General features: G+C 68.6%; 21 protein-coding genes. 2 read left to right on the top strand and 19 right to left on the bottom strand.

The genetic code is table 11. From position 1 onward, the window contains the following. Nucleotides 1-162: 162 nt before the first annotated feature. The 11 genes from ABZ345_RS04805 to ABZ345_RS04755 form a co-directional block, all read right to left on the bottom strand. On the bottom strand, nucleotides 163-264 hold the full coding sequence (locus ABZ345_RS04805) for an AURKAIP1/COX24 domain-containing protein (RefSeq protein ID WP_015105422.1): 102 nt from the start codon (nucleotides 262-264) through the stop codon (nucleotides 163-165). Between the two features lie 130 nt (nucleotides 265-394). Next, on the bottom strand, nucleotides 395-607 hold the full coding sequence (locus tag ABZ345_RS04800; protein WP_030477960.1) for a helix-turn-helix domain-containing protein: 213 nt from the start codon (nucleotides 605-607) through the stop codon (nucleotides 395-397). A gap of 129 nt (nucleotides 608-736) precedes the next feature. Further along, a complete protein-coding gene (gene proC / locus ABZ345_RS04795) occupies nucleotides 737-1546 on the bottom strand; it encodes a pyrroline-5-carboxylate reductase (protein ID WP_359842945.1) in 810 nt (269 codons plus the stop codon). 10 nt (nucleotides 1547-1556) lie between these two features. Beyond that, nucleotides 1557-2339, bottom strand: coding sequence for a thioesterase family protein (locus ABZ345_RS04790; protein ID WP_359842943.1), 783 nt, complete (start codon nucleotides 2337-2339; stop codon nucleotides 1557-1559). After that, on the bottom strand, nucleotides 2336-3232 hold the full coding sequence (locus tag ABZ345_RS04785) for a proline dehydrogenase family protein (RefSeq protein WP_359842941.1): 897 nt from the start codon (nucleotides 3230-3232) through the stop codon (nucleotides 2336-2338). Before ABZ345_RS04785 ends, ABZ345_RS04790 begins: the two co-directional genes overlap by 4 nt. A 10-nt stretch (nucleotides 3233-3242) precedes the next feature. Beyond that, nucleotides 3243-4055, bottom strand: coding sequence for a sugar phosphate isomerase/epimerase family protein (locus ABZ345_RS04780; RefSeq protein WP_359842939.1), 813 nt, complete (start codon nucleotides 4053-4055; stop codon nucleotides 3243-3245). Continuing rightward, complete coding sequence (locus ABZ345_RS04775; RefSeq protein WP_359842937.1) at nucleotides 4052-5344, bottom strand: hypothetical protein; 1293 nt, start codon at nucleotides 5342-5344, stop codon at nucleotides 4052-4054. The genes ABZ345_RS04780 and ABZ345_RS04775 overlap by 4 nt, the downstream gene beginning before the upstream one ends. After that, nucleotides 5344-6324, bottom strand: a complete 981-nt coding sequence (locus tag ABZ345_RS04770) for a Ppx/GppA phosphatase family protein (RefSeq protein WP_359842936.1) — start codon at nucleotides 6322-6324, stop codon at nucleotides 5344-5346. The genes ABZ345_RS04775 and ABZ345_RS04770 overlap by 1 nt, the downstream gene beginning before the upstream one ends. Before the next feature lie 27 nt (nucleotides 6325-6351). Next, nucleotides 6352-7032 carry a response regulator transcription factor gene (locus tag ABZ345_RS04765; protein WP_109629061.1) on the bottom strand — a complete coding sequence of 227 codons (681 nt, stop codon included), beginning with the start codon at nucleotides 7030-7032 and terminating at the stop codon, nucleotides 6352-6354. After that, a complete protein-coding gene (locus ABZ345_RS04760; RefSeq protein ID WP_359842934.1) occupies nucleotides 7029-8198 on the bottom strand; it encodes an ATP-binding protein in 1170 nt (389 codons plus the stop codon). The genes ABZ345_RS04765 and ABZ345_RS04760 overlap by 4 nt, the downstream gene beginning before the upstream one ends. Before the next feature lie 178 nt (nucleotides 8199-8376). Then, complete coding sequence (locus ABZ345_RS04755) at nucleotides 8377-9123, bottom strand: phosphoglyceromutase (protein WP_359842932.1); 747 nt, start codon at nucleotides 9121-9123, stop codon at nucleotides 8377-8379. Nucleotides 9124-9180: 57 nt separating this feature from the next. On the opposite strand from ABZ345_RS04755, the gene ABZ345_RS04750 reads away from it, so the two are divergent. Continuing rightward, a complete protein-coding gene (locus ABZ345_RS04750; RefSeq protein WP_359842930.1) occupies nucleotides 9181-9729 on the top strand; it encodes a dihydrofolate reductase family protein in 549 nt (182 codons plus the stop codon). A gap of 358 nt (nucleotides 9730-10087) precedes the next feature. On the opposite strand, the gene ABZ345_RS04745 is transcribed toward ABZ345_RS04750, so the two are convergent. The 7 genes from ABZ345_RS04745 to ABZ345_RS04715 all read right to left on the bottom strand — a co-directional run bounded on the left by ABZ345_RS04745 (nucleotide 10088) and on the right by ABZ345_RS04715 (nucleotide 17618). Next, nucleotides 10088-10660: a hypothetical protein gene (locus ABZ345_RS04745; RefSeq protein ID WP_359842928.1), complete on the bottom strand. Its 573-nt coding sequence runs from the start codon at nucleotides 10658-10660 to the stop codon at nucleotides 10088-10090. 428 nt (nucleotides 10661-11088) lie between these two features. Continuing rightward, nucleotides 11089-12654 carry a 4-coumarate--CoA ligase family protein gene (locus ABZ345_RS04740; RefSeq protein WP_359842926.1) on the bottom strand — a complete coding sequence of 522 codons (1566 nt, stop codon included), beginning with the start codon at nucleotides 12652-12654 and terminating at the stop codon, nucleotides 11089-11091. Between the two features lie 397 nt (nucleotides 12655-13051). Next, nucleotides 13052-13900, bottom strand: coding sequence for a DUF4349 domain-containing protein (locus ABZ345_RS04735; RefSeq protein WP_359842924.1), 849 nt, complete (start codon nucleotides 13898-13900; stop codon nucleotides 13052-13054). Nucleotides 13901-13950: 50 nt separating this feature from the next. Further along, nucleotides 13951-14430, bottom strand: coding sequence for a YbjN domain-containing protein (locus ABZ345_RS04730; protein WP_359842922.1), 480 nt, complete (start codon nucleotides 14428-14430; stop codon nucleotides 13951-13953). Beyond that, nucleotides 14427-15674, bottom strand: a complete 1248-nt coding sequence (mshA, locus tag ABZ345_RS04725) for a D-inositol-3-phosphate glycosyltransferase (protein WP_359842920.1) — start codon at nucleotides 15672-15674, stop codon at nucleotides 14427-14429. The genes ABZ345_RS04730 and mshA overlap by 4 nt, the downstream gene beginning before the upstream one ends. Continuing rightward, the gene (locus ABZ345_RS04720; RefSeq protein WP_359842918.1) at nucleotides 15671-16435 is read right to left on the bottom strand and encodes an alpha/beta hydrolase; all 765 of its coding nucleotides are present in this window, start codon (nucleotides 16433-16435) and stop codon (nucleotides 15671-15673) included. The genes mshA and ABZ345_RS04720 overlap by 4 nt, the downstream gene beginning before the upstream one ends. 43 nt (nucleotides 16436-16478) lie before the next feature. Next, nucleotides 16479-17618, bottom strand: a complete 1140-nt coding sequence (locus ABZ345_RS04715; RefSeq protein ID WP_359842916.1) for an Ig-like domain-containing protein — start codon at nucleotides 17616-17618, stop codon at nucleotides 16479-16481. 93 nt (nucleotides 17619-17711) lie between these two features. Between ABZ345_RS04715 and ABZ345_RS04710 the strand changes: the two genes are divergently transcribed. Continuing rightward, nucleotides 17712-18443, top strand: a complete 732-nt coding sequence (locus ABZ345_RS04710) for an SDR family NAD(P)-dependent oxidoreductase (RefSeq protein ID WP_359842914.1) — start codon at nucleotides 17712-17714, stop codon at nucleotides 18441-18443. Here ABZ345_RS04710 and ABZ345_RS04705 read toward each other — a convergent pair. Next, a complete protein-coding gene (locus tag ABZ345_RS04705; protein WP_359842913.1) occupies nucleotides 18397-19410 on the bottom strand; it encodes a hypothetical protein in 1014 nt (337 codons plus the stop codon). The two genes, ABZ345_RS04710 and ABZ345_RS04705, sit on opposite strands and share 47 nt — an antisense overlap. Nucleotides 19411-19439 lie beyond the last annotated feature (29 nt).

Below are 19439 nucleotides of genomic sequence, written 5' to 3'. Positions count from 1 at the left end.
ACCGGCTAATCACCCGATCGGCGGCGACCGTTCCCGTGTTTCCCGCGGCTCGTCCCAGTGGGTGATATTCCGTGCCACTGCAACTACCGCTGACAGGTCCCGGAAATGCAACCGCCGCCGGTCCCCGTGAGGGAACCAGCGGCGGTGAGAGCGCAAGCGGGCTTACTTGCCGCGCTTCCTACGCTGAACCCTGGTCTTGCGCAGCAGCTTGCGGTGCTTCTTCTTCGACATGCGCTTGCGGCGCTTCTTGATGACCGAGCCCATGCGGGATCCTTAGCTCTAGACGTTGCTTTGACTGGCGCGCCCCAGCCTTGGCCGTGTCAAGCACGGCGCGCCGGTAAGCACGATCGGCCTACCAGTCTACCCGCTGGGGTTCGCCAGTCTTCAGCCACCGTCAGCCAGCGTCGAAGTACGCGTTCTCGAGGTAGGCGTGGACCGCCTTCTCGGGCACCCGGAACGACTTGCCGACCCGCACCGCGGGCAGCTCACCGGAGTGCACCAAGCGGTACACGGTCATCTTCGAGACCCGCATCATCGAGGCCACTTCGGCCACGGTCAGGAACTGGACCTGAGCGAGACCTGTTCGTTCGTTCTCCTTCGCAGGCATGTATCACCGCATCCTTCGACACGTGTCGTGCCGTCGGTCTTCCCCACCGACGGTTCGACACGCACGTGCTCTCTTGAGAGTAGCGGGACTGGTGTGACTCCTGCGACGTCCAAGCGAGGTGAGCTTCTCTCAGTCTTCGTGTTGCCTGCCCAGCTCGACGGACCGGTCGCGCGCCGACTCGATGGCGGCCAGCAGGGCCGCGCGGACGCCGTGCTTCTCCAGCTCGCGGATGGCCATGATCGTCGTGCCCGCGGGCGACGTGACCGCCTCGCGCAGGATGACGGGGTGCGACGAGCCCTCTGCCAGCATCGTTGCCGCGCCGACCGCCGACTGGATGATCAACGTCGACGCCAGGTCGCGCGGGATGCCGAGCAGGATGCCCGCGTCGATCATCGCCTCGACGAGGTAGAAGAAGTAGGCGGGACCAGAGCCGGACAGGGCCGTCACCGCGTCCTGCTGCGACTCCGGCACGACCGCGACCTTGCCCACGGTCGAGAGGAGCTCCTCGACGACCTTGAGGTGCTCGGGCGTGGCGTTGGAGCCGCCGGAGACCGCGCTCATGGCCTCTCCGACGACCATCGGCGTGTTCGGCATGACCCGCACGACCGGAGTGCCCGCGGGCAGCCTGCGCTCGTACAGGGACGTCGGCAGGCCCGCGCACAGCGAGACGATGAGCGTGCCGGGCCGCAGCACCGGCTTGAGCTCGGTGAGCAACGGCTCGATGTCCTGCGGCTTGACCGCCACGATCAACACGTCGGCCTGCGCGGCCGCACCGGTGACGTCCACGGCCTCGAACCCGTACTGCTCGGTGAGCGAGCGCGCACGGGCCTCGTGCTTCTCCGTGAACATCAGATCGGCGGCCGACCGGCCGCCCTGCAGAAGCCCGGACAGCAGCGCCTCACCGATCTTGCCCGCGCCGAGCACCGCGATCTTCGTCATCGGTCAAGTCTCACACAGCTGGTGTCAACGCCAACTGCCGTGCCTGACACACCAGCCGGCCAGCCGAGTCGATCACCGTGGCGTCCTCGTCGAACCACTGCCCGTGCACCGACTGGCAGGTCACGTGGATGCGCAGCCATCCCGGCGCCGGCCTGGCCCGCAGCAACGCGGTCAGCTGCACCGTCGGCGACCACCCGAAGCGGCCGAGGTTGAACGTCACCGGCATCGACAGGTCGCCCGCGAGCAACGCGAAGTACGGGTCCGGCTGCTCGTCGATCGGCCGCGCCCAGAGCTTCAGCGTGAGGGGCCCGTCCGTGCGCCGGTCGAGGAACGAGGCCGACTCCCGGTCGACCCGCAGGTCGCACAGGCTGCCGACCTTGTAGATCCCGCCGGTGGGGAACGTCGCGAGCTCCACCGAACCGGGTGGCGGCGCGGCGGGGATCGACGGCAGGTTCGCGTAGTCGGCGCGGTGCTCGGGGATCCGGCCCGTCGTCACCGAGGCCTCGACGCACACCTGGCCGCGCTGTTCGAGGGTCACCGCGATGACCGTGGCCGTCCGCCCCGCCTTGCGCACGTCCGTCCTGACCAGCACCGGTCCGATCTCGGGCGCGCGGAGGAACTGGGCGGAGACCGCGAGCGGGTCGCCGTCCGCGATCTGGGAGGCCGCGCGCGTCATCACCGCGAGGAGGAACCCACCGTGGGGCTTGGGACCGACGGTCCACTCGGCGGGAAGGGACGCTGTGAAGGTTCCGTCACCGAGTGACCGCACCGCGCTGGACTTGGTGAAGGTCATGAGCGGCTGGCCAGCGACCGCAAGAAGAAAGTCACGTTGGAAGGCCGTTCTGCTAGTCGCCGCATGAGATATCCGTACCACTGCTCGCCATAGGGGACATAAACACGAGTGCCGAGACGCCTCTGCTCGTCGGGCCGAATGCCGTAGAGCATCTGGTACTCGAAGTCGGTTTTGTCATACCAGCGGGCCCGCTCGCCAATGATCTCGATCAACCTCGGGTCGTGCGTGGCGAACATCGGATACCCCTCCCCAGCGAGGAGAACGTTCAGGCACCGCACGTAGTTCAGATCGACCTCGTGCGGGTCCTGGATCGCCACCTCCGGCGGCTCCGCGTAAGCGCCCTTGACCAGCCTCACCCTGCTGCCGGGGCCCGCGAGCTGCTTGCAGTCGTCCAGCGTGCGGTGCAGGTAGGTCTGCAGCACCGCGCCCACCCACGGCCACGTCCGGCGCAGCTCGTTCAGGACCCGCAGCGTGGAATCCGTGGTGGTGTGGTCCTCCATGTCGAGCGTCACAGTGGTCCCGCACTGCTCGGCCGCGGCGCAGATCCGACTGGCATTCGTCAGGGCGAGCGACTCGTCGAGCGCCTGTCCAACTGCGGACAATTTGACACTCACTTCAGCGTCCTGGGCCAGACCGGCCGCGTGCAACGCGTCGAGCAGCTCCAGGTACGCCTGCACGGTCTTCTCGGCCTGAGCCTTGTCGGTGGTGTCCTCGCCGAGGTAGTCCAGCGTGACCGGCAACCCGAGGCCGCGCACGACGTCGACGGCGTCCTTCGTGGTCTCGCCCGCGACGAAGCGCTTCACGACATCACGGCTGATGGGCGCGTTGGCGACGAGGTGGCGGACAGTCTCGTTGCGAGACGCGGCCATGATCAACGCTCGCAGCGGGTTCACACCACGAACCCTAACTCGACTGGGGCCAGTCCAGATGCAACCGCGCGAACAGCAACGACTCGGCCAGCATCTCCCGGCGCGCGGCCGGCGTCGCGGCCCTGCGGGTGTTGACCTCCAGCACGACCTGCCCGTCGAACCCGCCGCGCGCGAGCATCTCGCACAGCTCCGCGCACGGCTGAGTACCGCGCCCCGGCACCATGTGCTCGTCCTTCGGCGCGCCGGACCCGTCGGCGAGGTGGATGTGCCGCAGCCCGTCACCCATCCGCTTGGCCAGCTCCAGCGCGTCCATGTGCGCGGCGGCCGAGTGCGAGAGGTCCAGCGTGTAGTTGCTGTGCCCCACGTCGGTCGGGTCGACGGACGGCTTGAACGCCGTCATCTCCACCGAACGCCCGCGCCCCAACGGGCGGCGCACGGGGAACATGTTCTCGACCGCGATCGCGATCCCGCTCTCGTCCTCCAGGGACGACACGAGCTCGGCGAACCCGTCCGCGTACTTGCGCTGCCATCGGAACGGCGGGTGCAGCACGACGGTCGGCGCGCCCAGGTCCTGGGCCGCCTTCACCGACTTGCGCAGGCGCTCGGCCGGATCCGGGGACCACACCCGCTGAGAGATCAGCAGGCAGGGCGCGTGCACGGCGAGCACCGGCATGCCCGTTCGGGACGACAGGCGGTCGACCGCGCGGATGTCCTGGGACACCGGGTCGGCCCACACCATCAGCTCGACGCCGTCGTAGCCCAGTTCGGACGCGATCTCGAACGCCGCTCCGGCAGGCTGCGGGTAGACCGACGCCGTGGAAAGCCCGACCGGGATGCGGGCGGTCAACTCTTCACCAGCAGCATCGCCGCTGGTGAGACGGTCACGATGAGGCCGACGAGCACGGCCAGGACGGTGGTCTGCAGATCATCCGCTCGGCGGATCTTTCGAACGAGCAACACCAGGCCCACGGTAACCGCAAGCGCCACGACGAGTGCGGCGGCGGGTACGGAGCGCCACAGGAAGTTGAAGGCGAGCCACAGGGCCGCGCCGCCGAGCACGCCGACGGCGAGCTGGCCGATCATGATCAGCCATTCCTTGGCGGGCGAGCGGACCGGTTCCTCGTCCGGTTCGTCCGTGGCCTCGTCGGCGTCGTCGAGGCCGGCCGGACCCTCGTCCTCGGCCTCGTCGGAGTCCGCGAGGTAGTCGTCCTCGGCGCGGTAGACGGCGTACTCCTGCGAGTCGTCGTCGTCCACGTACGGGCCGGGGTGGGCCGCGGTCGACTCCATCGGCGCCATGGACAGGTCGGTCTGGACGTCCGCCTCGTCGTCGCTGAACCAGGCGTCGGGGACGTTGTTCGGCAGCGGCTCGGGCAGCCTCGGCGGGGCGGGCGGCACGATCAGCACGGACTCGGTCTCGAGCGCGGCGATCTTGTCCACCGGCGCCTTGGCCGGGATGCGCGGGAGCTGCTCCGTCATCGCCTCTCGGGGCGGCGGGCTCTGCGGAGGGGGCTTCGGCAGCTGCACCGACGGCGGCACCGGCTTGGGGGGCCGGGTGATGTTCGTGCGCGACGGTGCGGGCGGCGCTCCGGCGTCCAGGCGCGAGCTCACCTCGGGCCGCGGCATGTCCGAGCGCGAGGGCGCCTCCGGACGTGCGGCCTCGGGGCGGGGCATGTCGGGCCGCGACGGCTGGTCGCGGACCGGCGGCACCTGCCGGGTCTGCTCGGCGGCAGCGGGAGGCGGTGTCGCGGGAGGTCCGGGTCTGCGCACCTGGGGCGGCTGCACGGGCGGGACCACCGGCGGTTTCGGCTGGTAGGCGGTGCGCTCGGCGGCAGCGGGAGGCGGTGCGACAGGGGCGGGCTTCGCGACGGGGGGTGGTGCGACGACGGGAGGTTCGGGAGCCGCGCGACGGCCGGACGGTGCCTGGTCGTCGTCGCGGATCGCCATGAGCCGGCCGCTGTCGGACAGGACCCGCTCGATGATCGTCTGCGGGGCGGTCTCCGGCTGCTGGACCTCGTCCTCGTCGTCAGCCGCTCGGCGGCGTCGCCGACGTGGCGCACTCTCTGCGCTGCCCCCGTACTGGGCGAGCAGCTCAGCGACTGTGCGCTGCGTCTGGTCCGATCCGCTCTCTCGACTCATCAACTCCACCGTGCCCCGTGCTGGCCAGTACGTCCAGTATCGCTCTGGTCCGTCCCATCAGTGTGATCCAGCCGCCTGAGGATGACACCCTCCCGGAGGGCCCAGGGGCAAATCTCCAGCTGCGTGAGTGACAGGGCTCGCATCGTGGCCTCCGCGACCAGGGCGCCCGCGACCAGTTGGTGCGCGCGCGAGGTGCTCACGCCTTCCAGCTCCGCCAGGTCGTGCGCCGACATCCGGGAGATGAACGCGATCAGCTGCCGCAGGCCCGCGTCGGTGAGCACGCGGCGTGCCCTGGGCCCGGCAGACGATGGCGCGGCCCCGGTGAGCCGCGCCAGTGTTCGGAAGGTTTTTGAGGTCGCAACCACCCGATCGGGTTCACCCGCGCGTTTCAGCTTCCGCGCGACGGGCGCGAGCTGCTCGGCGAGCCAGTCGGAGGTCTCGCGGACCTCCGAGCGCCGCGGCGGGTCCTTCTTGAACCGGGTCCTCGTCAACCGGCCCGCGCCCAGCGGCACGGAGAAGGCCATGTCGGGGTTCTCGTCACGGCCGACGGCGAGCTCCAGCGAGCCACCGCCGATGTCGAGGCACAGCAGCTTGCCCGCGGACCAGCCGTACCAGCGGCGGACCGCGAGAAAGGTGTACTTCGCCTCGTCCTCGCCGGACAGGACCTTGAGCTCGACCCCGGTCTCGGTGCGCACCCGGTCGAGCACCTCCGCGGAGTTGCCCGCCTCGCGCACCGCCGAGGTCGCGAAGGCCATCAGGTCCTCGCAGCCCGACTTCTTGGCCGACGCCTTCGCGCCGGCCACCGCGCGGACCAGCTGGTCAGCACCTGACTTGGAGAGGTCTCCCTTGCCGTCGAGCTGTTCGGCGAGACGGAGGATCGACTTCTCGGACGTGGTCGGAATGGGATGGGCACCACGATGCGCGTCCACCACCAGTAGGTGGACGGTGTTGGAACCCACGTCGAGAACGCCCAGGCGCACGCCGGAAACGGTACCTGGTCGTGTCCGTCAGGACTCGAACTTGTAACCGAGACCCCTCACGGTCACCAGGTGCCGCGGGGCCGACGGGTCAGGTTCGATCTTCGACCGCAGGCGCTTGACGTGCACGTCCAGCGTCTTCGTGTCGCCGACGTAGTCAGCACCCCACACGCGGTCGATCAGCTGGCCGCGCGTGAGCACGCGGCCGACGTTGCGCAGCAGGTACTCGAGGAGGTCGAACTCCTTGAGCGGCAGGCTGATGTCCTGGCCGCTGACCGTGACGACGTGACGCTCGACGTCCATGCGCACCGGGCCGGCCTCGAGGATCTGCGGGAGCAGGTCCTCGGACTCGCCGCCGCGGCGCAGCACCGCGCGGATGCGGGCGATGAGCTCGCGGGCCGAGTACGGCTTGGTGACGTAGTCGTCGGCGCCCAGTTCGAGGCCCACGACCTTGTCGATCTCGCTGTCGCGCGCGGTCACCATGATCACGGGGACGGCGGAGCGCTGCCGCAGCTGCTTGCAGACGTCGGTGCCGCTCATGCCGGGCAGCATGAGGTCGAGCAGCACGATGTCGGCGCCGTTGCGGTCGAACTCCTCGAGCGCCTCCTGGCCGGTGGCCGCGAGCGCGGCGGTGAACCCTTCCTTGCGCAGCAGGAAGGCGAGCGGATCGGCGAAGGACTCCTCGTCCTCCACGATGAGCACCCTGGTCACAGCTCTCCTCCTGAGTCACCCGCGCCAGTCGGCACGAGAGTCGGGTTGGGCTCGGCCGCCGCGGCCGGAAGCCGCAGCGTGAAGGTGGAACCCGTTCCTGGCAGGCTCCACAGCTTCACCTCGCCGCCGTGGTTGGCGGCGACGTGCTTGACGATCGCGAGCCCCAGACCGGTACCGCCGGTCGCACGCGATCGAGCCTTGTCCACGCGGTAGAACCGCTCGAAAACCCGGCCCTGCTGGTCCTCGGCGATGCCGATGCCGCGGTCGGTCACGGCGATCTCGACGTGCCCGTCCACCAGTCTGCGGCTCACGCTCACCGGACTGCCGGGAGGCGAGTACGCGACGGCGTTGTCCAGCAGGTTCGTCAGCGCCGTGACCAGCAACGACCTGTCACCCGGCACGACGAAGCCGCTCGGCTCGTCGGTGGTGATCGAGATGTTGACCGACTCGGCGGCGAGCTTGGACCGCGACAACGCCTCGTTGATGACGACGTCGATCTCGGTGTCGGACAGCTCCGGCAGCTTCTCCGCGCCCTGCAGGCGGGACAGCGCGATCAGCTCGGTGACGAGCACGCCGAGGCGGGTGGCCTCCTGCATGATCTTCGCGCTGAAGCGGCGGACCTCGTCCTGGTCGTCGCTCGCGTCCAGCACGGCCTCCGCGAGCAGCGCGAGGGCCCCGACCGGGGTCTTGAGCTCGTGGCTGACGTTGGCCACGAAGTCGCGGCGCGTCTTCTCCAGCCGCACGGCCTCGGACTCGTCGCTCGCGTCCACGACCGTGAAGCCCTCGGTGAGCAGCCGGACCTCGGCGTGCACCGCGGCGGGCTGGCGGCCCTTGGAACCCTCCGGCGGCGAGATGTCGACGTAGACGACCTCGTTGCTGTTGCGGACGGCCTCCGCGGCCTTGCGCGCGCGGTCGTCGACGCGGTTGTTGCGGACGACCCCGAGCTCTTCGGCTCTCGGGTTGTGGAGCACGACGTCGCCGAAGTGGTTCAGCACCACGATGCCGTCGTGGGAGTCCTGGACGATCCTCTGCATGAGGTCGGCGACCGTCAGGCCCTCGGGGGCTCGCGGACGGCTGGGAGCGGTGAACCTGCCAACGAAGAAAGCGGCGATCACGCCGATGAGCGCGAGGCCGATCGACACAGCGAGGTAACCCGTTGTGGTCACGAAGCGAATGGTAAGCAGCCCGGAGGTGTCTTGGCCTAGTGCACAAGCGTGAACCGTGATACCCGCGACACCTCAGTGGACGGTTGTTCCCGCCCTGGTCAGACCGTGTTCACCCAACCGTGTCCTAACACGCCGAAAGGCGCACCCGAACGCCGGATGCGCCTTTCTCACAATGCGGTCAGCGACCTTGGTTGGCCACTGCGGCAATCGCGTCCTTGGCGGCGTCCGGGTCGAGGTATTCGCCACCCGGCTTGAGCGGCTTCAGGTCCTCGTCGAGGTCGTAGCGCAGCGGGATGCCCGTCGGGATGTTCAGCCCCGCGATGGCCTCGTCCGAGATGCCGTCGAGGTGCTTCACGAGCGCGCGCAGCGAGTTGCCGTGCGCGGCCACGAGGACGGTCTTGCCGGTGCGCAGGTCCGGCACGATCGCCTCGTCCCAGTACGGGAGCATGCGCTTCACGACGTCGAGCAGGCACTCGGTCAGCGGCAGGTCGGGGCCGAGGTCCGCGTAGCGCGGGTCGGAGTCCTGGGAGTACTCGCTGCCGGGTTCGATGGGCGGCGGCGGGACGTCGTAGGACCGGCGCCAGAGCATGAACTGCTCCTCGCCGAACTCCTCCAGCGTCTGCTTCTTGTTCTTGCCCTGCAACGCGCCGTAGTGGCGCTCGTTGAGGCGCCAGTCGCGCTTGACCGGGATCCAGTGCCGGTCGGCGGTGTCGAGCGCCAGGTTCGCGGTCATGATCGCCCGGCGCAACAGGCTGGTGTGCAGGATCTCCGGCAGCACACCGGCTTCTTTGAGCAGCTGGCCACCGCGGCGGGCCTCCCGCTCGCCCTTCTCCGACAGGGGAACGTCCACCCATCCGGTGAACAGGTTCTCCGCGTTCCACGTGCTCTCGCCGTGGCGGAGCAGCACCAAGGTTCCGACAGACATGGCAGCTAGCCTGCCATGCGCCGATGAGTTCGCGACCCGCGGCGGGTCGGTACCGGCATGAGTGATTCCGATGCCGATCTCGGCAAGGTCGTCGTGAACAGGTCGATGTCGCTGGACGGCTTCATCGCAGGTCCCGACCACGCGATGGACTGGGTGATCGAGTACTTCAGGGAGAACCCCTTTCCCGAGGTCATGCGGGCCACCGGCGCCATGCTCGTGGGCAGGGGCACCCACGAGGTCGCCAAGCGGATGCACAAGGGGGACGCCGACTACGACGGGGGACCGCAGTTCGTCCTGACGCACCGGCCGCCGGACGAGCCGGAGCCCGGCATCACGTTCCTCACGTGCGACCTGGAGCAGGCCGTCGCCACGGCGCGCGCGGCGGCGGGCGGGAAGAACCTGGAGATCCTCGGCGCCGACCTGGCCAGTCAGTGCCTGCGGCGAGGACTCGTCGACGAGGTCCTGGTGTACGTCCTGCCGGTGCTGCTCGGCGACGGCGTGCGGTTCTCGACCTCGGGTCTCGGACGGATCGACCTGGAACCGTTCGGCAACACGCAGTCGGGTGCGGTGACGATGCTCCGCTTCCGCGTGCGCAAGCAGGCCTAGGGGCGGCAGCCGTGCTTGAAGACCTATGTCCGTTCATGCGGTTCGTCACGCCCGGCTGAACGGCTTCTCCGTACGAGAAGAAGCCCTGTCCGCCGCAGCAACGAACAGGGCTTCTTCTTTTCACTCGTCGACGCAGTGCGTCTGCCTGCCCGGAACAGGAGCGAAGTTCCAGGCAGGCGGCCCCGAAGATCCGGCCGATGCAGCGGGTTGACAGAAAGCGGGTAGGGCCTTTCCAGCATTTCTTGCAAGTGCAAGCAAGAATGCCCAACCGAAACGGGGTGGATGTCGCCCGAGCCCTCGAAGGCGACATCCACCCCATCACTTTCGGACCGTGGCGTCGGTATTGGCAGACCGAGCCTTATCGGCCGAGCAGGCCGCCCTTGGTGGCCGCGTCCTGCTGGTAGACCGGAGCGGTGCTGCAGGCGTTGTAGTCAGAGCCGAACAGGCCACCCTGCTGCCACGGAGCGGGGCACGGGACGTTGACGTTGACCAGCGGCGCACCGACAGTGCCGACCACCTGGTGGATCGGCGCGTTGGCGTACACCGGCGCGGCGGCGGTCTGACCGAAGCCCGTGGGCTGGTCCGCCCAGGTCCGCTCCGTGCCGACCAGGTCACCACCGACAGGCGCGTCCTGCTGGTAGACCGGGGCGGTGTTGCAGGCGTTGTAGTCGGCGCCGAACAGGCCACCCTGGTTCCAGGGGGCGGGGCACGGGATGTTCGCGTTGACCAGCGGCGCACCGACGGTGCCGACCACCTGGTCGATCGGCGCGTCCGCGTACACCGGGGCAGCCGCGACCTGGCTGAAGCCAGAGGCCTTCGTGTCGTCCCCACCTGCGAAGGCGACACCGGACGATCCCAGAACGGAACCGACCGCAACGGCGACTGCCACAGTCCCGAGGACCGTGCGACGCAGGGCACCCAAATTGAACATGGAAACTTCCCCGTTTCAAACCAGACAAGGGAGCGCTGAGGTCGCACCCCGTCCAGCATTGGACAGGAATGCACGCGGTGATCGAGTGCCGTCACATTAGCCCCGGCCACAGCTGTCGCAAGTGGACAGACGTATTTTTCCGGCGTTCTTCACCCGAAAGTGTTTACGCCCAACGCATGAGCGGTCGCCAGAGCGGGTATGTCCATGGCTTTTCGGGAAAGAAAGAGTCAATCGCCCCGCTGATTACAGCCAGGCGGATTTTCGAAACCCCGATGTCTCACGTCTTCGCAGGCAGACTCAATGACGAACGCCCCCAGCAATGATCTCGCTGGGGGCGTTCGTCGTTCCCGTGCATGTTCCGTGAGCGGTGGCAGAACCCAGCGGTCAACGGCAGACGATGACCGCTGACCCGGACCGCGACCTCAAGATCAACCCTGCTCGCGAGCCCGCAGGTCCTTGCGCAGGATCTTGCCGGCGGCCGACTTCGGGATCGCCTCGATGAACTCCACCGCGCGGACCTTCTTGTGCGGCGCCACATGCGAAGCCACGAACTCCATCACCGCGTCGGCGGCCAGGGACGAGCCGGGCTGCCGCACGACGAAGGCCTTCGGGACCTCCTCGCCGTCCTCGTCGCGCACGCCGATGACCGCCGCGTCGGCGATCTCGTCGTGGGTGAGCAGAACGGCTTCGAGCTCGGCCGGTGGGACCTGGTAGCCCTTGTACTTGATCAGTTCCTTGACGCGGTCGACGATCGAGACGATGCCGTCGGCGTCGATCACGGCCACGTCGCCGGTGTGCAGCCAGCCCTCGTCGTCGATGGTGGCGGCGGTGGCCTCGGGGTTGTTCAGGTAGCCCTTCATGATGTTCGGGCCCTTGCACCAGAGTTCGCCGCGCTCGCCGACGCCGACGTCCTCACCCGTGGCCGGGTCGACCAGGCGGCACTCGAGGTTGGGGATGATCACACCGACGGTACCGATCGAGATGTCGTCGCGGCCGTCCGGGATCGCGTGGCTGACGGGCGACATCTCGGTCATGCCGTAGCCCTGCGCGATCTTGCAGCCGATGCGCTTCTTCACCGCGTCGGCGAGGTCGGAGTCCAGCGGGGCGGCGCCGGAGAAGAGCATCTTCATCGCGGACAGGTCGTAGTCGTCGACGATCGGGTGCTTGGCCAGGGCGACGGCGACAGGCGGCGCGATGTAGACGCGGTCGGTCTTGTGCTCGGCGATCACGCGCAGGAACTCGGGCAGCTCGAACTTCGGCAGCGTCACGACGACACCGCCGATGTACAGGCCGTTGTTCATCAGGACCTGCATGCCGTAGATGTGGAAGAACGGCAATACCGCAAGAATTCGCGTGTGCGGGCCGACATCCGAAAGAATTGGGCCGCACTGGACGAGATTCGCGACCAGGTTGCGGTGCGTCAGCATCACGCCCTTGGGCAGCGCGGTCGTGCCGGACGAGTACGGCAGCACCGCGATGTCCTCGGCCGGGTTGATCTCCACGGACGGCACCGGGTGGTCGTTCGCGAGCAGCTCGCCCAGCGACGGGTAGCCCTCCGCCTCGTCCAGCACCACGACGTCGGTCACACCGGCCTTCGCGGCGCCGGGAGCGGCGTTCGGCAGCAACACCGACACCGTGAACAGCATCTTCGCGCCCGCGTCGTGCAACTGGTGCGCGACGTCGTCAGCCGTGTAGAGCGCGTTGATCGTGGTCGCCGTGGCGCCCGCACGCAGGATGCCGTGGAAGACGACGGCGTAGTACGGCGTGTTCGGGCTGAGGATGCCGACCACGTCGCCCTTGCCGATGCCGCGCGCGGCCAGGGCGGCCGCCAACCTGTCGATCATGCCGGCCAGCTGGCCGTACGTGAGCGAGGCACCGGACATGCCGTCGATCAGCGCAACCCGGTCCGCCCGGTCGGCGATGTCGCCGAACAACAGCTGGTGCAGCGACACATCAGGGACCTCGACATCGGGGAACGGACTGCGAAAGACCATGCGGCGACCTCATTCACTCGCTGTACACCCAGCCTGTGGGCTCATCGTGAGCCAGCCCACTGAACAGGTCAAGGACTGCTCGATCGCTACAGATACGTTACTTAGCGCGCCTAAATACACTCGAATGGAGTAATACAAGCACTTGTGAACGCAATGATGTATCTGAGAAGTTGATACCGCCTCCGCGAGTCGGCTCCCACGCTTACTCGACTGGCGCGAGGCACTTGCGCGGTTCGTCTTCCCCCGTCGAATCGCGTGGCCCGCTTGGGATCCGCAGGCACCCCCCGTCCACGGATCCACTGCAGCGGGGACCTTTGACGCGGGACGGCTCGATGCGACTCCCCCTCTCTCCCGAGCCGTTCCGCGCATCAAAAGGGCCACTCTGAGTAGATCTTGATCAGGCGGCTTCGTTCGTTCGAGTGACGCGCTTCCGGCGCCTCAGGACGTAGATCACCACCGCCGCGGGCACCGCGAGCACCAGCACGAACGGCAGCAGCGCGCCCACCGCCACGGTGATCCACCTCAGGAACTCGACCACCGCGTCCCACCCGCCGAGGAACGCACCGACGAACCCGGCCTTCTCCGGCTCGGGCGGTGCGATCGGAACGGTCGCGACCTGCACGGTCAACGTCGCCAGGGCCACCTTGCCCTTCAACGACTCGCTGCGCCGCTGCATCGACTCGAGCTCGCTCTGCCGCTTGGTCAGCTCGCCTTCGATCTGCGCGATCTCCGACGTCGACCCGGCCCGCTCGAACAACACCCGCAGCCGCTCCACGCTGGCCTTCTGCGTCGCGATCCGCGCCTCGGTGTCGACCAGCTGGTCCGTGACGTCCTCGCTGCGCACCTCGCTGCGAGTCACCTCACCGACGCTCGCAAGATCCCGCACGACCCGGTCCAGCTCGGACGACGGCACCCGCACCGTCACGGTCCCGCGTTCCTTGGTCGAGTTCTCCTGCCCCGCGAACCCGCCGACGGCCTGAGCCCGGTCCTTCACCGAACCGATGGCCTTCAACACGTCGTCGCTGCGCAGGTCGACGGTGGCCGTGCGCACCAGCTGACGTTCCTGCTGCTGCACCGGCTGCACGGCCGCAGGCTCCTGCGCCTGCTTCTCCTGCGGCGCCGCGTTCTGCTGCGCCACCTGCGGTGCGGCGTTGTCCATCCCCGCCGACCCGCTCATGTTCTTCCCGCTGTTGCTGCCACACCCCGCGGAAACCAGGGCCAGCAACGCGACTCCCACCCACAGCACTGGTCTACCCATGCCAGTCGGACGGGTCCGGGCAGCCCTGGGGTTGCCGCCTATTCCGAAACGAGATGTTGGAAGGCCTGCAGGTTCGCGAGCGACTCGCCGCGCGACACCCGCCACGCCCACTCCCGCCGGATCGCGTCGGCGAACCCGATCTCGAGCAACGGGTTGAAGTCGCCGTCCGCCGCCTCCAGCACCTGACCGAGCACGCGGTCCAGCTCGTCGGCGGTCACGGCGTGCTTGCCGACCCGTCCGACCAGGTAGATGTCACCCTCGGCGTCGATCGTGTAGTGCACGCCGTACAGCCGTGCGTTGCGTCGCAGCAGGAACCGGTAGACGTCCTCGAACGACTGGTCAGGCCGCCGGCACACGAACGCCTCGACCACCAGCGCGTGCTTCGTCTCGACCAGCCACACGTTGGTCTGCAGCTTCTTGGTCCCCGGCAGCGTCACGAAGAACTTGCCCTCTTCACGACGGTCGTACTTCAGCTCGCGTTCGTCCAAAAAGGACTTGATCACGCTGTCCACGCTCAAATGAAAACCTCCCGGCGGAACACCTCTGCCGCCTCTTGATACCCCGCCAGCAGGGCGTCAGTCGTGCGGTCCCACGAGAAGCGTCGCGCATGCCCCACCGCGTTGCTCGCCAGGTGCTCCCTCTGCGGCAACGCCACTGAGCCGATCGCCGCAGCCCACGCGTCCGCCTCGTGCCCGTGCACGAGCACCCCGGACACCCCGTCGTTGACCGCCACCGGCAACCCGCCGACCGCAGCCGCGACCACGGGCGTCCCGCACGCCTGGGCTTCCAGCGCCACCAGCCCGAACGACTCGTTGTAGCTCGGCACCGCCACCAGGTCGGCGGCCCGGTAGACCTCGGCCAGCGCCGGTCCCGGCTGCGGCGGCAGGAACCGCACCACGTCCGTGATCCCCAGCTGCGCGGCCAGCTCTTCCAACGCTTTCGGCTGCTCCAGCCCAGACCCCGAGGGCCCTCCGACGATCAGCACGACCAGCTTCGACCGCAGCCCCGGATCACGCACCAACATCTCGGCGGCGGCACGAAGCAGCACGTCAGGAGCCTTCAGCGGCTGGATCCGGCCGACGAACGCCAGCACGATCGCGTCCTGCGCTATCCCGAGCCACTGCCGCGCACGAGCCTGGTCACCAGGTGTGAAGCGGTCGAGGTCCACACCGGGCGGCACCACGGCGACCTTGGACGGCTCCGCGTCGTAGAGCTTGATCAGCTCGCTGGCCTCGATGTCGGTGTTGGCCACGAGCCGGTCCGACTCGTTGACGACCTGCTCCTCGCCGATCACCCGCATCCGCGGCTCCGGCGCGTCGCCCTCGGCCAGCGCCAGGTTCTTGACCTTGGCCAGCGTGTGCGCGGTGTGCACGAGCGGCACGCCCCACCGTTCCCGCGCGAGCCAGCCGACCTGCCCGGACAGCCAGTAGTGCGAGTGGATGGCGTCGTAGTAGCCGGGCTCGTGCCGTGCCTCGGCGCGTAAGACTCCGGCCGAGAACGCACAGAGCTGGCCTGGCAGCTCCTCCTTGCCCAGACCCTCGAACGGCCCGGCCGCGATGTGCCGGACGTGCACGCCCGGCGCCAGCTCAGCGACCGGCGGCAGATCCGACGACGTGGCACGGGTGAAGATCTCCACCTCGACGCCGCGCTGAGCCATCCGCGTGGCCGTCTGCACGATGTATACGTTCATCCCGCCCGCGTCACCGGTCCCCGGCTGCTCCAGCGGCGAGGTGTGTACCGACAGCACCGCGACGCGCTTCACCGGACCACCCGCTTCAGGTCGGAGAGGAACTGGGCGGGCCGCTCCAGGAAGGGCGCGTGCGCGGTGTCGGGGTACAGGCTCAACTCGGCTCCGGGGATCAGGGCGGCGGAGTACTCGGCGGCGGCAGGGGCGACCACCTCGTCTTGAGTTCCGTGCACGATCAGCGTCGGCACGTCGACGGCCTTGAGCACGTCAGCGCTGCCCACGTCCCTGCGGAACAGCTCACCTCGCACTTTAGGGCTCACCGAGGTCGCGGCGGCTGTGAGTTCGGCGACCGTCTCAGCAGGTAGAGCGGGTGCCATGGCCCGGCAGAAGTCGGCCATCACCTCGTCGTCGGTGATGGCGGCGGGCAACGCGGCGCGCATCACGGGGCCGGTGACGCCTCCGGGGCGGTCACGGCCGATCTCGGTGATCGCGCTCACGAACACCAGCGCGGTGATCTTCGCGGTGCCGTGGAAGCGGAGGTGGTCGGCGATGACGAGCCCGCCGTAGGACCATCCGACGACGGTCGCGGGCCCGGTGTGGTCCAGCACGGCGTCGAGGTCCGCGGCCCACCGGACGGAGTCGCGGTAGTCGCCGAAGTCGTCGGACTCGCCGTGTCCTCGCAGGTCGACGGCGTAGGTCCGGAAGCCGGGAAGGTCCCAGACAGCGCCCGTCTGCGCCCAGCCGTGGATCAGCACCACGGGCGGCGCGCCGAGCGGTCCTGCCTCACGGACGGCCAGTCGTCCCCCGCCGGCCGCCGTCACGTGTGTCAAGTGCACACACGTGCAAACGACCTGGTCGGGGGACGAATTCCCGTTGGTCCTACTTCGCCGCGGACTTGGTCTTCCACTGCTCCCACGGGATCTGCCAGTCGTACCAGTCGAACTGCGCCGGCAGCGTCGTGATGGAGCCGGTCACCTCGACCGGGTCGCCGATCATCGCCGAGTCGTAGTACGCCTTGGCGTCGGCTTCCAGCAGGTTCGCGCAGCCGTGCGAGGTGTTGTTCTTGCCGATGTTGCCCGCGTTGTCGTTGTTCTCGTGGATGAACTCGCCGTGGTTGGAGAACCGCACGGCCCACTTCTTCACGACGTTGGTGTAGCCGTAACGCGGGTTGTCGAACGAGAACGTGTCGTTCTTCGACATGACCACGAACGTGCCGTTCGGCGTGGTCCGCTCGGCGTCGGCGTCGAGGCCGAACGAGGCCGGGTACGAGGCGACCTGCTGGCCGTCGCGCAGGACCACGAGCTGGTGCGTCGGGTTGTTGATCTGCACGACCTGGTTGCGGCCGATGTCGTACTCGGACGTCACGTCGGCCTTGCCGAACGCGCCGCCGCCGTAGTTGACGCCGTAGAGCTTGGCCTCGACCTTGACGTGGGTGTTCGCCGGCCAGTACTTCTCCGGCCGGTAGTGCACTTCCTGGTCGTTGAGCCAGGCCCACGTGCCGGTGATGTTCGCCGAGTTGGTGACCTTCAGCGCCTTCTCGACCGTCGCCTTGTCCTCGACCTTCGCCTCGAACTTGACCATGATCGGCGCCGCGACGCCGACGGTCTGGTTGTCGCTGGGCCAGAGCGTCGCGCGGGTCTGCGCGCCGGGTGCGACGGTGGTGAACGAGCCCTTGAGCTCGACCGGCTTGCCATCGGTGCCGACGGCCTTGCCGGAGTAGCTGTAGGTCTTGCCGTAGCCCAGCGGCTCGGCGGTCGTCCAGGCCGACTTGTCCTCGGTCAGCGTGCCCTTGACGTCCTTGCCCTCAGGTGACTTCAGCGCGACGGACTCGATCTTGCCGTCCACCACGGTGACCTGCACCGGGCTCGTGACCTGCACGTCCTTCGTGCCGTCGACCGGGGACAGGGTGACCTTCGCGGACGGCAACGAGCTGTCCGCCTTCGGTGAGCCCGCCTCGACACTCGAGCAGCCGGTCAGCAGCGTCAGTCCGGCGACCAGCGCGACAAGTGTTCTCTTCACGGTTTCGACCTCCCACCATGGTGGACGTGCAGCAGGACCCTCAGGTGCGAGTGACGTCCGTCACACCCGGCTCGGCCGCCTACGATCGAGGCCGTGAATCGACCTGTCGCAGTAGTGACCGGAGCAAGCGCGGGCATTGGCGAGGCCACCGCGCGGCGGTTGTCCGCCGAGGGGTTCCACGTCGTGCTCGGTGCACGTCGCCTGGACCGTCTCCACGTTATCGCGAAGGAGATCGACGGGACGGCCATCGAGCTGGACGTCACCGACGAAGCCTCCGTCGCCGCTTTCGCGGAGGGGGTACCCGAGGCACACGTCCTCGTGAACAACGCGGGTGGCGCGCGCGGGCTCTCGACCGTGGCCGAGGGTGATCCCGCCGAGTGGCGCTGGATGTGGGAGGCGAACGTCCTCGGCACCCTGCTGGTGACCAAGGCGTTCATCCCGAAGCTGATCACGTCCGGCGGCGGGCACATCGTCTCCGTGACGTCCATCGCCGCGTACGAGGCCTACGACAACGGCTCGGGGTACACGAGCGCCAAGCACGCCCAGTCGGCGCTCCACAGGACGCTGAGGGGCGAACTGCTGGGTCAGCCGGTGCGGGTCACCGAGATCCAGCCGGGCATGGTCGAGACGGACTTCTCGGCCAACCGGTTCGGCGGCGACACCGAGCGCGCGGCCAAGGTCTACGAGGGCATCACGCCGCTGGTCGCCGACGACGTGGCGGACGTCATCGCGTTCGCGGTCACCCGGCCGTCGCACGTGAACCTCGACACGATCGTGCTCAAGCCGCGGGCTCAGGCTTCCGCGACTCGGGCACACCGCGGGTGAGCAGCTCCACGTCCAGCTGACGCAGGACGGGCTCGATGGGGTTCGCGAATCCTGTCGAGCCCGATCCGGCGACGTACAGGCCCACGACCCGGTTGTCGGCGTCTACCAGGACCGCGCCGCTGTCGCCGTGGTCGCCGAAGCGTTCCGACGAGTGCACGCGGATCTGGTCGCGCAACGTCCGGACGCCGATACCGTCGCCGAAGTCCAGGCGCAGGGTCGCGTCCGTCGAGACGATCACGCCGTACGTGAGCTCGGTGGTGCGGCCGCGTTTGCGGACCGTCGAGCCGATCGTGGCTCCCGCCGTGCCGGTGATCGCGCCGATGTCGACGATCTCCGCGCGGAACGGCCTCGCGCCCATCCTCAGGCCCGCCGCACTGACCGAACCCGCCAGCGCCGCGCGGTCGAGCACGGCCACCTGGTCGGCACCGGGGATGCCACCGTCCACTCTGGACGGATGCACGAACTCGTCGCCCACGGCCCACGAGTCGTCGACGCAGCCGACGTGGAAGGTGGTGAGCCCCAGCACCTTCTTCGGTTCGGTCTTCGTGAGCACGAACGCGCCGAGCGTGCCCGCGATCACGTACTCGCCGGCTTTCTCGACCTCGGGCGGCACGACCCGGAACGACCGCGCGGGGCCGATGCTGATGCCACCGCGCAGGACCGGATGCCGTTCCACCACAACGGGTTGCTCGTCGCTCGCGCGGGTGATCCGCGCCCGGTGCAGCACGATCGACTCCGCGACCACGTCGGTCGGGACGCCGCCGACCTCCGCCGGGATCTGCAGCGGGTGCTGCGGTCCCTTGGCGCACACGTAGACCACGATCGCGGCTTTGCCCGTCGGGCGTCCGGCGGTGTACTTCTCGCCGATGTCGACGCCGATCACGCCCGGCCGGGCGAGGAACTCGTCCTCCACCATGCGCTTGACCGGCCTGACCGCTGCCAGCGCGTTCTCGTCGAGGTAGCTCATAGCGACCTCCGTTCCGCCCCTATACATCC

Origin of the sequence: Lentzea sp. NPDC005914, assembly GCF_040629405.1 — a bacterium.
GTDB lineage: Bacteria > Actinomycetota > Actinomycetes > Mycobacteriales > Pseudonocardiaceae > Lentzea.
Note: the sequence above shows the minus strand (reverse complement) of the source record. Positions and strands in the feature narration are given on the sequence as shown.

Coding starts and splice junctions, on each gene's coding strand:
- ABZ345_RS04800 (WP_030477960.1), bottom strand. CDS start 607: ATGCCTGCGAAGGAGAACGAACGAACAGGTCTCGCTCAGGTCCAGTTC.
- ABZ345_RS04755 (WP_359842932.1), bottom strand. CDS start 9,123: ATGTCTGTCGGAACCTTGGTGCTGCTCCGCCACGGCGAGAGCACGTGG.
- ABZ345_RS04740 (WP_359842926.1), bottom strand. CDS start 12,654: ATGGTCTTTCGCAGTCCGTTCCCCGATGTCGAGGTCCCTGATGTGTCG.
- proC (WP_359842945.1), bottom strand. CDS start 1,546: ATGACGAAGATCGCGGTGCTCGGCGCGGGCAAGATCGGTGAGGCGCTG.
- ABZ345_RS04745 (WP_359842928.1), bottom strand. CDS start 10,660: ATGTTCAATTTGGGTGCCCTGCGTCGCACGGTCCTCGGGACTGTGGCA.
- ABZ345_RS04775 (WP_359842937.1), bottom strand. CDS start 5,344: ATGAGTCGAGAGAGCGGATCGGACCAGACGCAGCGCACAGTCGCTGAG.
- ABZ345_RS04705 (WP_359842913.1), bottom strand. CDS start 19,410: ATGAGCTACCTCGACGAGAACGCGCTGGCAGCGGTCAGGCCGGTCAAG.
- ABZ345_RS04750 (WP_359842930.1), top strand. CDS start 9,181: ATGAGTGATTCCGATGCCGATCTCGGCAAGGTCGTCGTGAACAGGTCG.
- ABZ345_RS04790 (WP_359842943.1), bottom strand. CDS start 2,339: ATGACCTTCACCAAGTCCAGCGCGGTGCGGTCACTCGGTGACGGAACC.
- ABZ345_RS04805 (WP_015105422.1), bottom strand. CDS start 264: ATGGGCTCGGTCATCAAGAAGCGCCGCAAGCGCATGTCGAAGAAGAAG.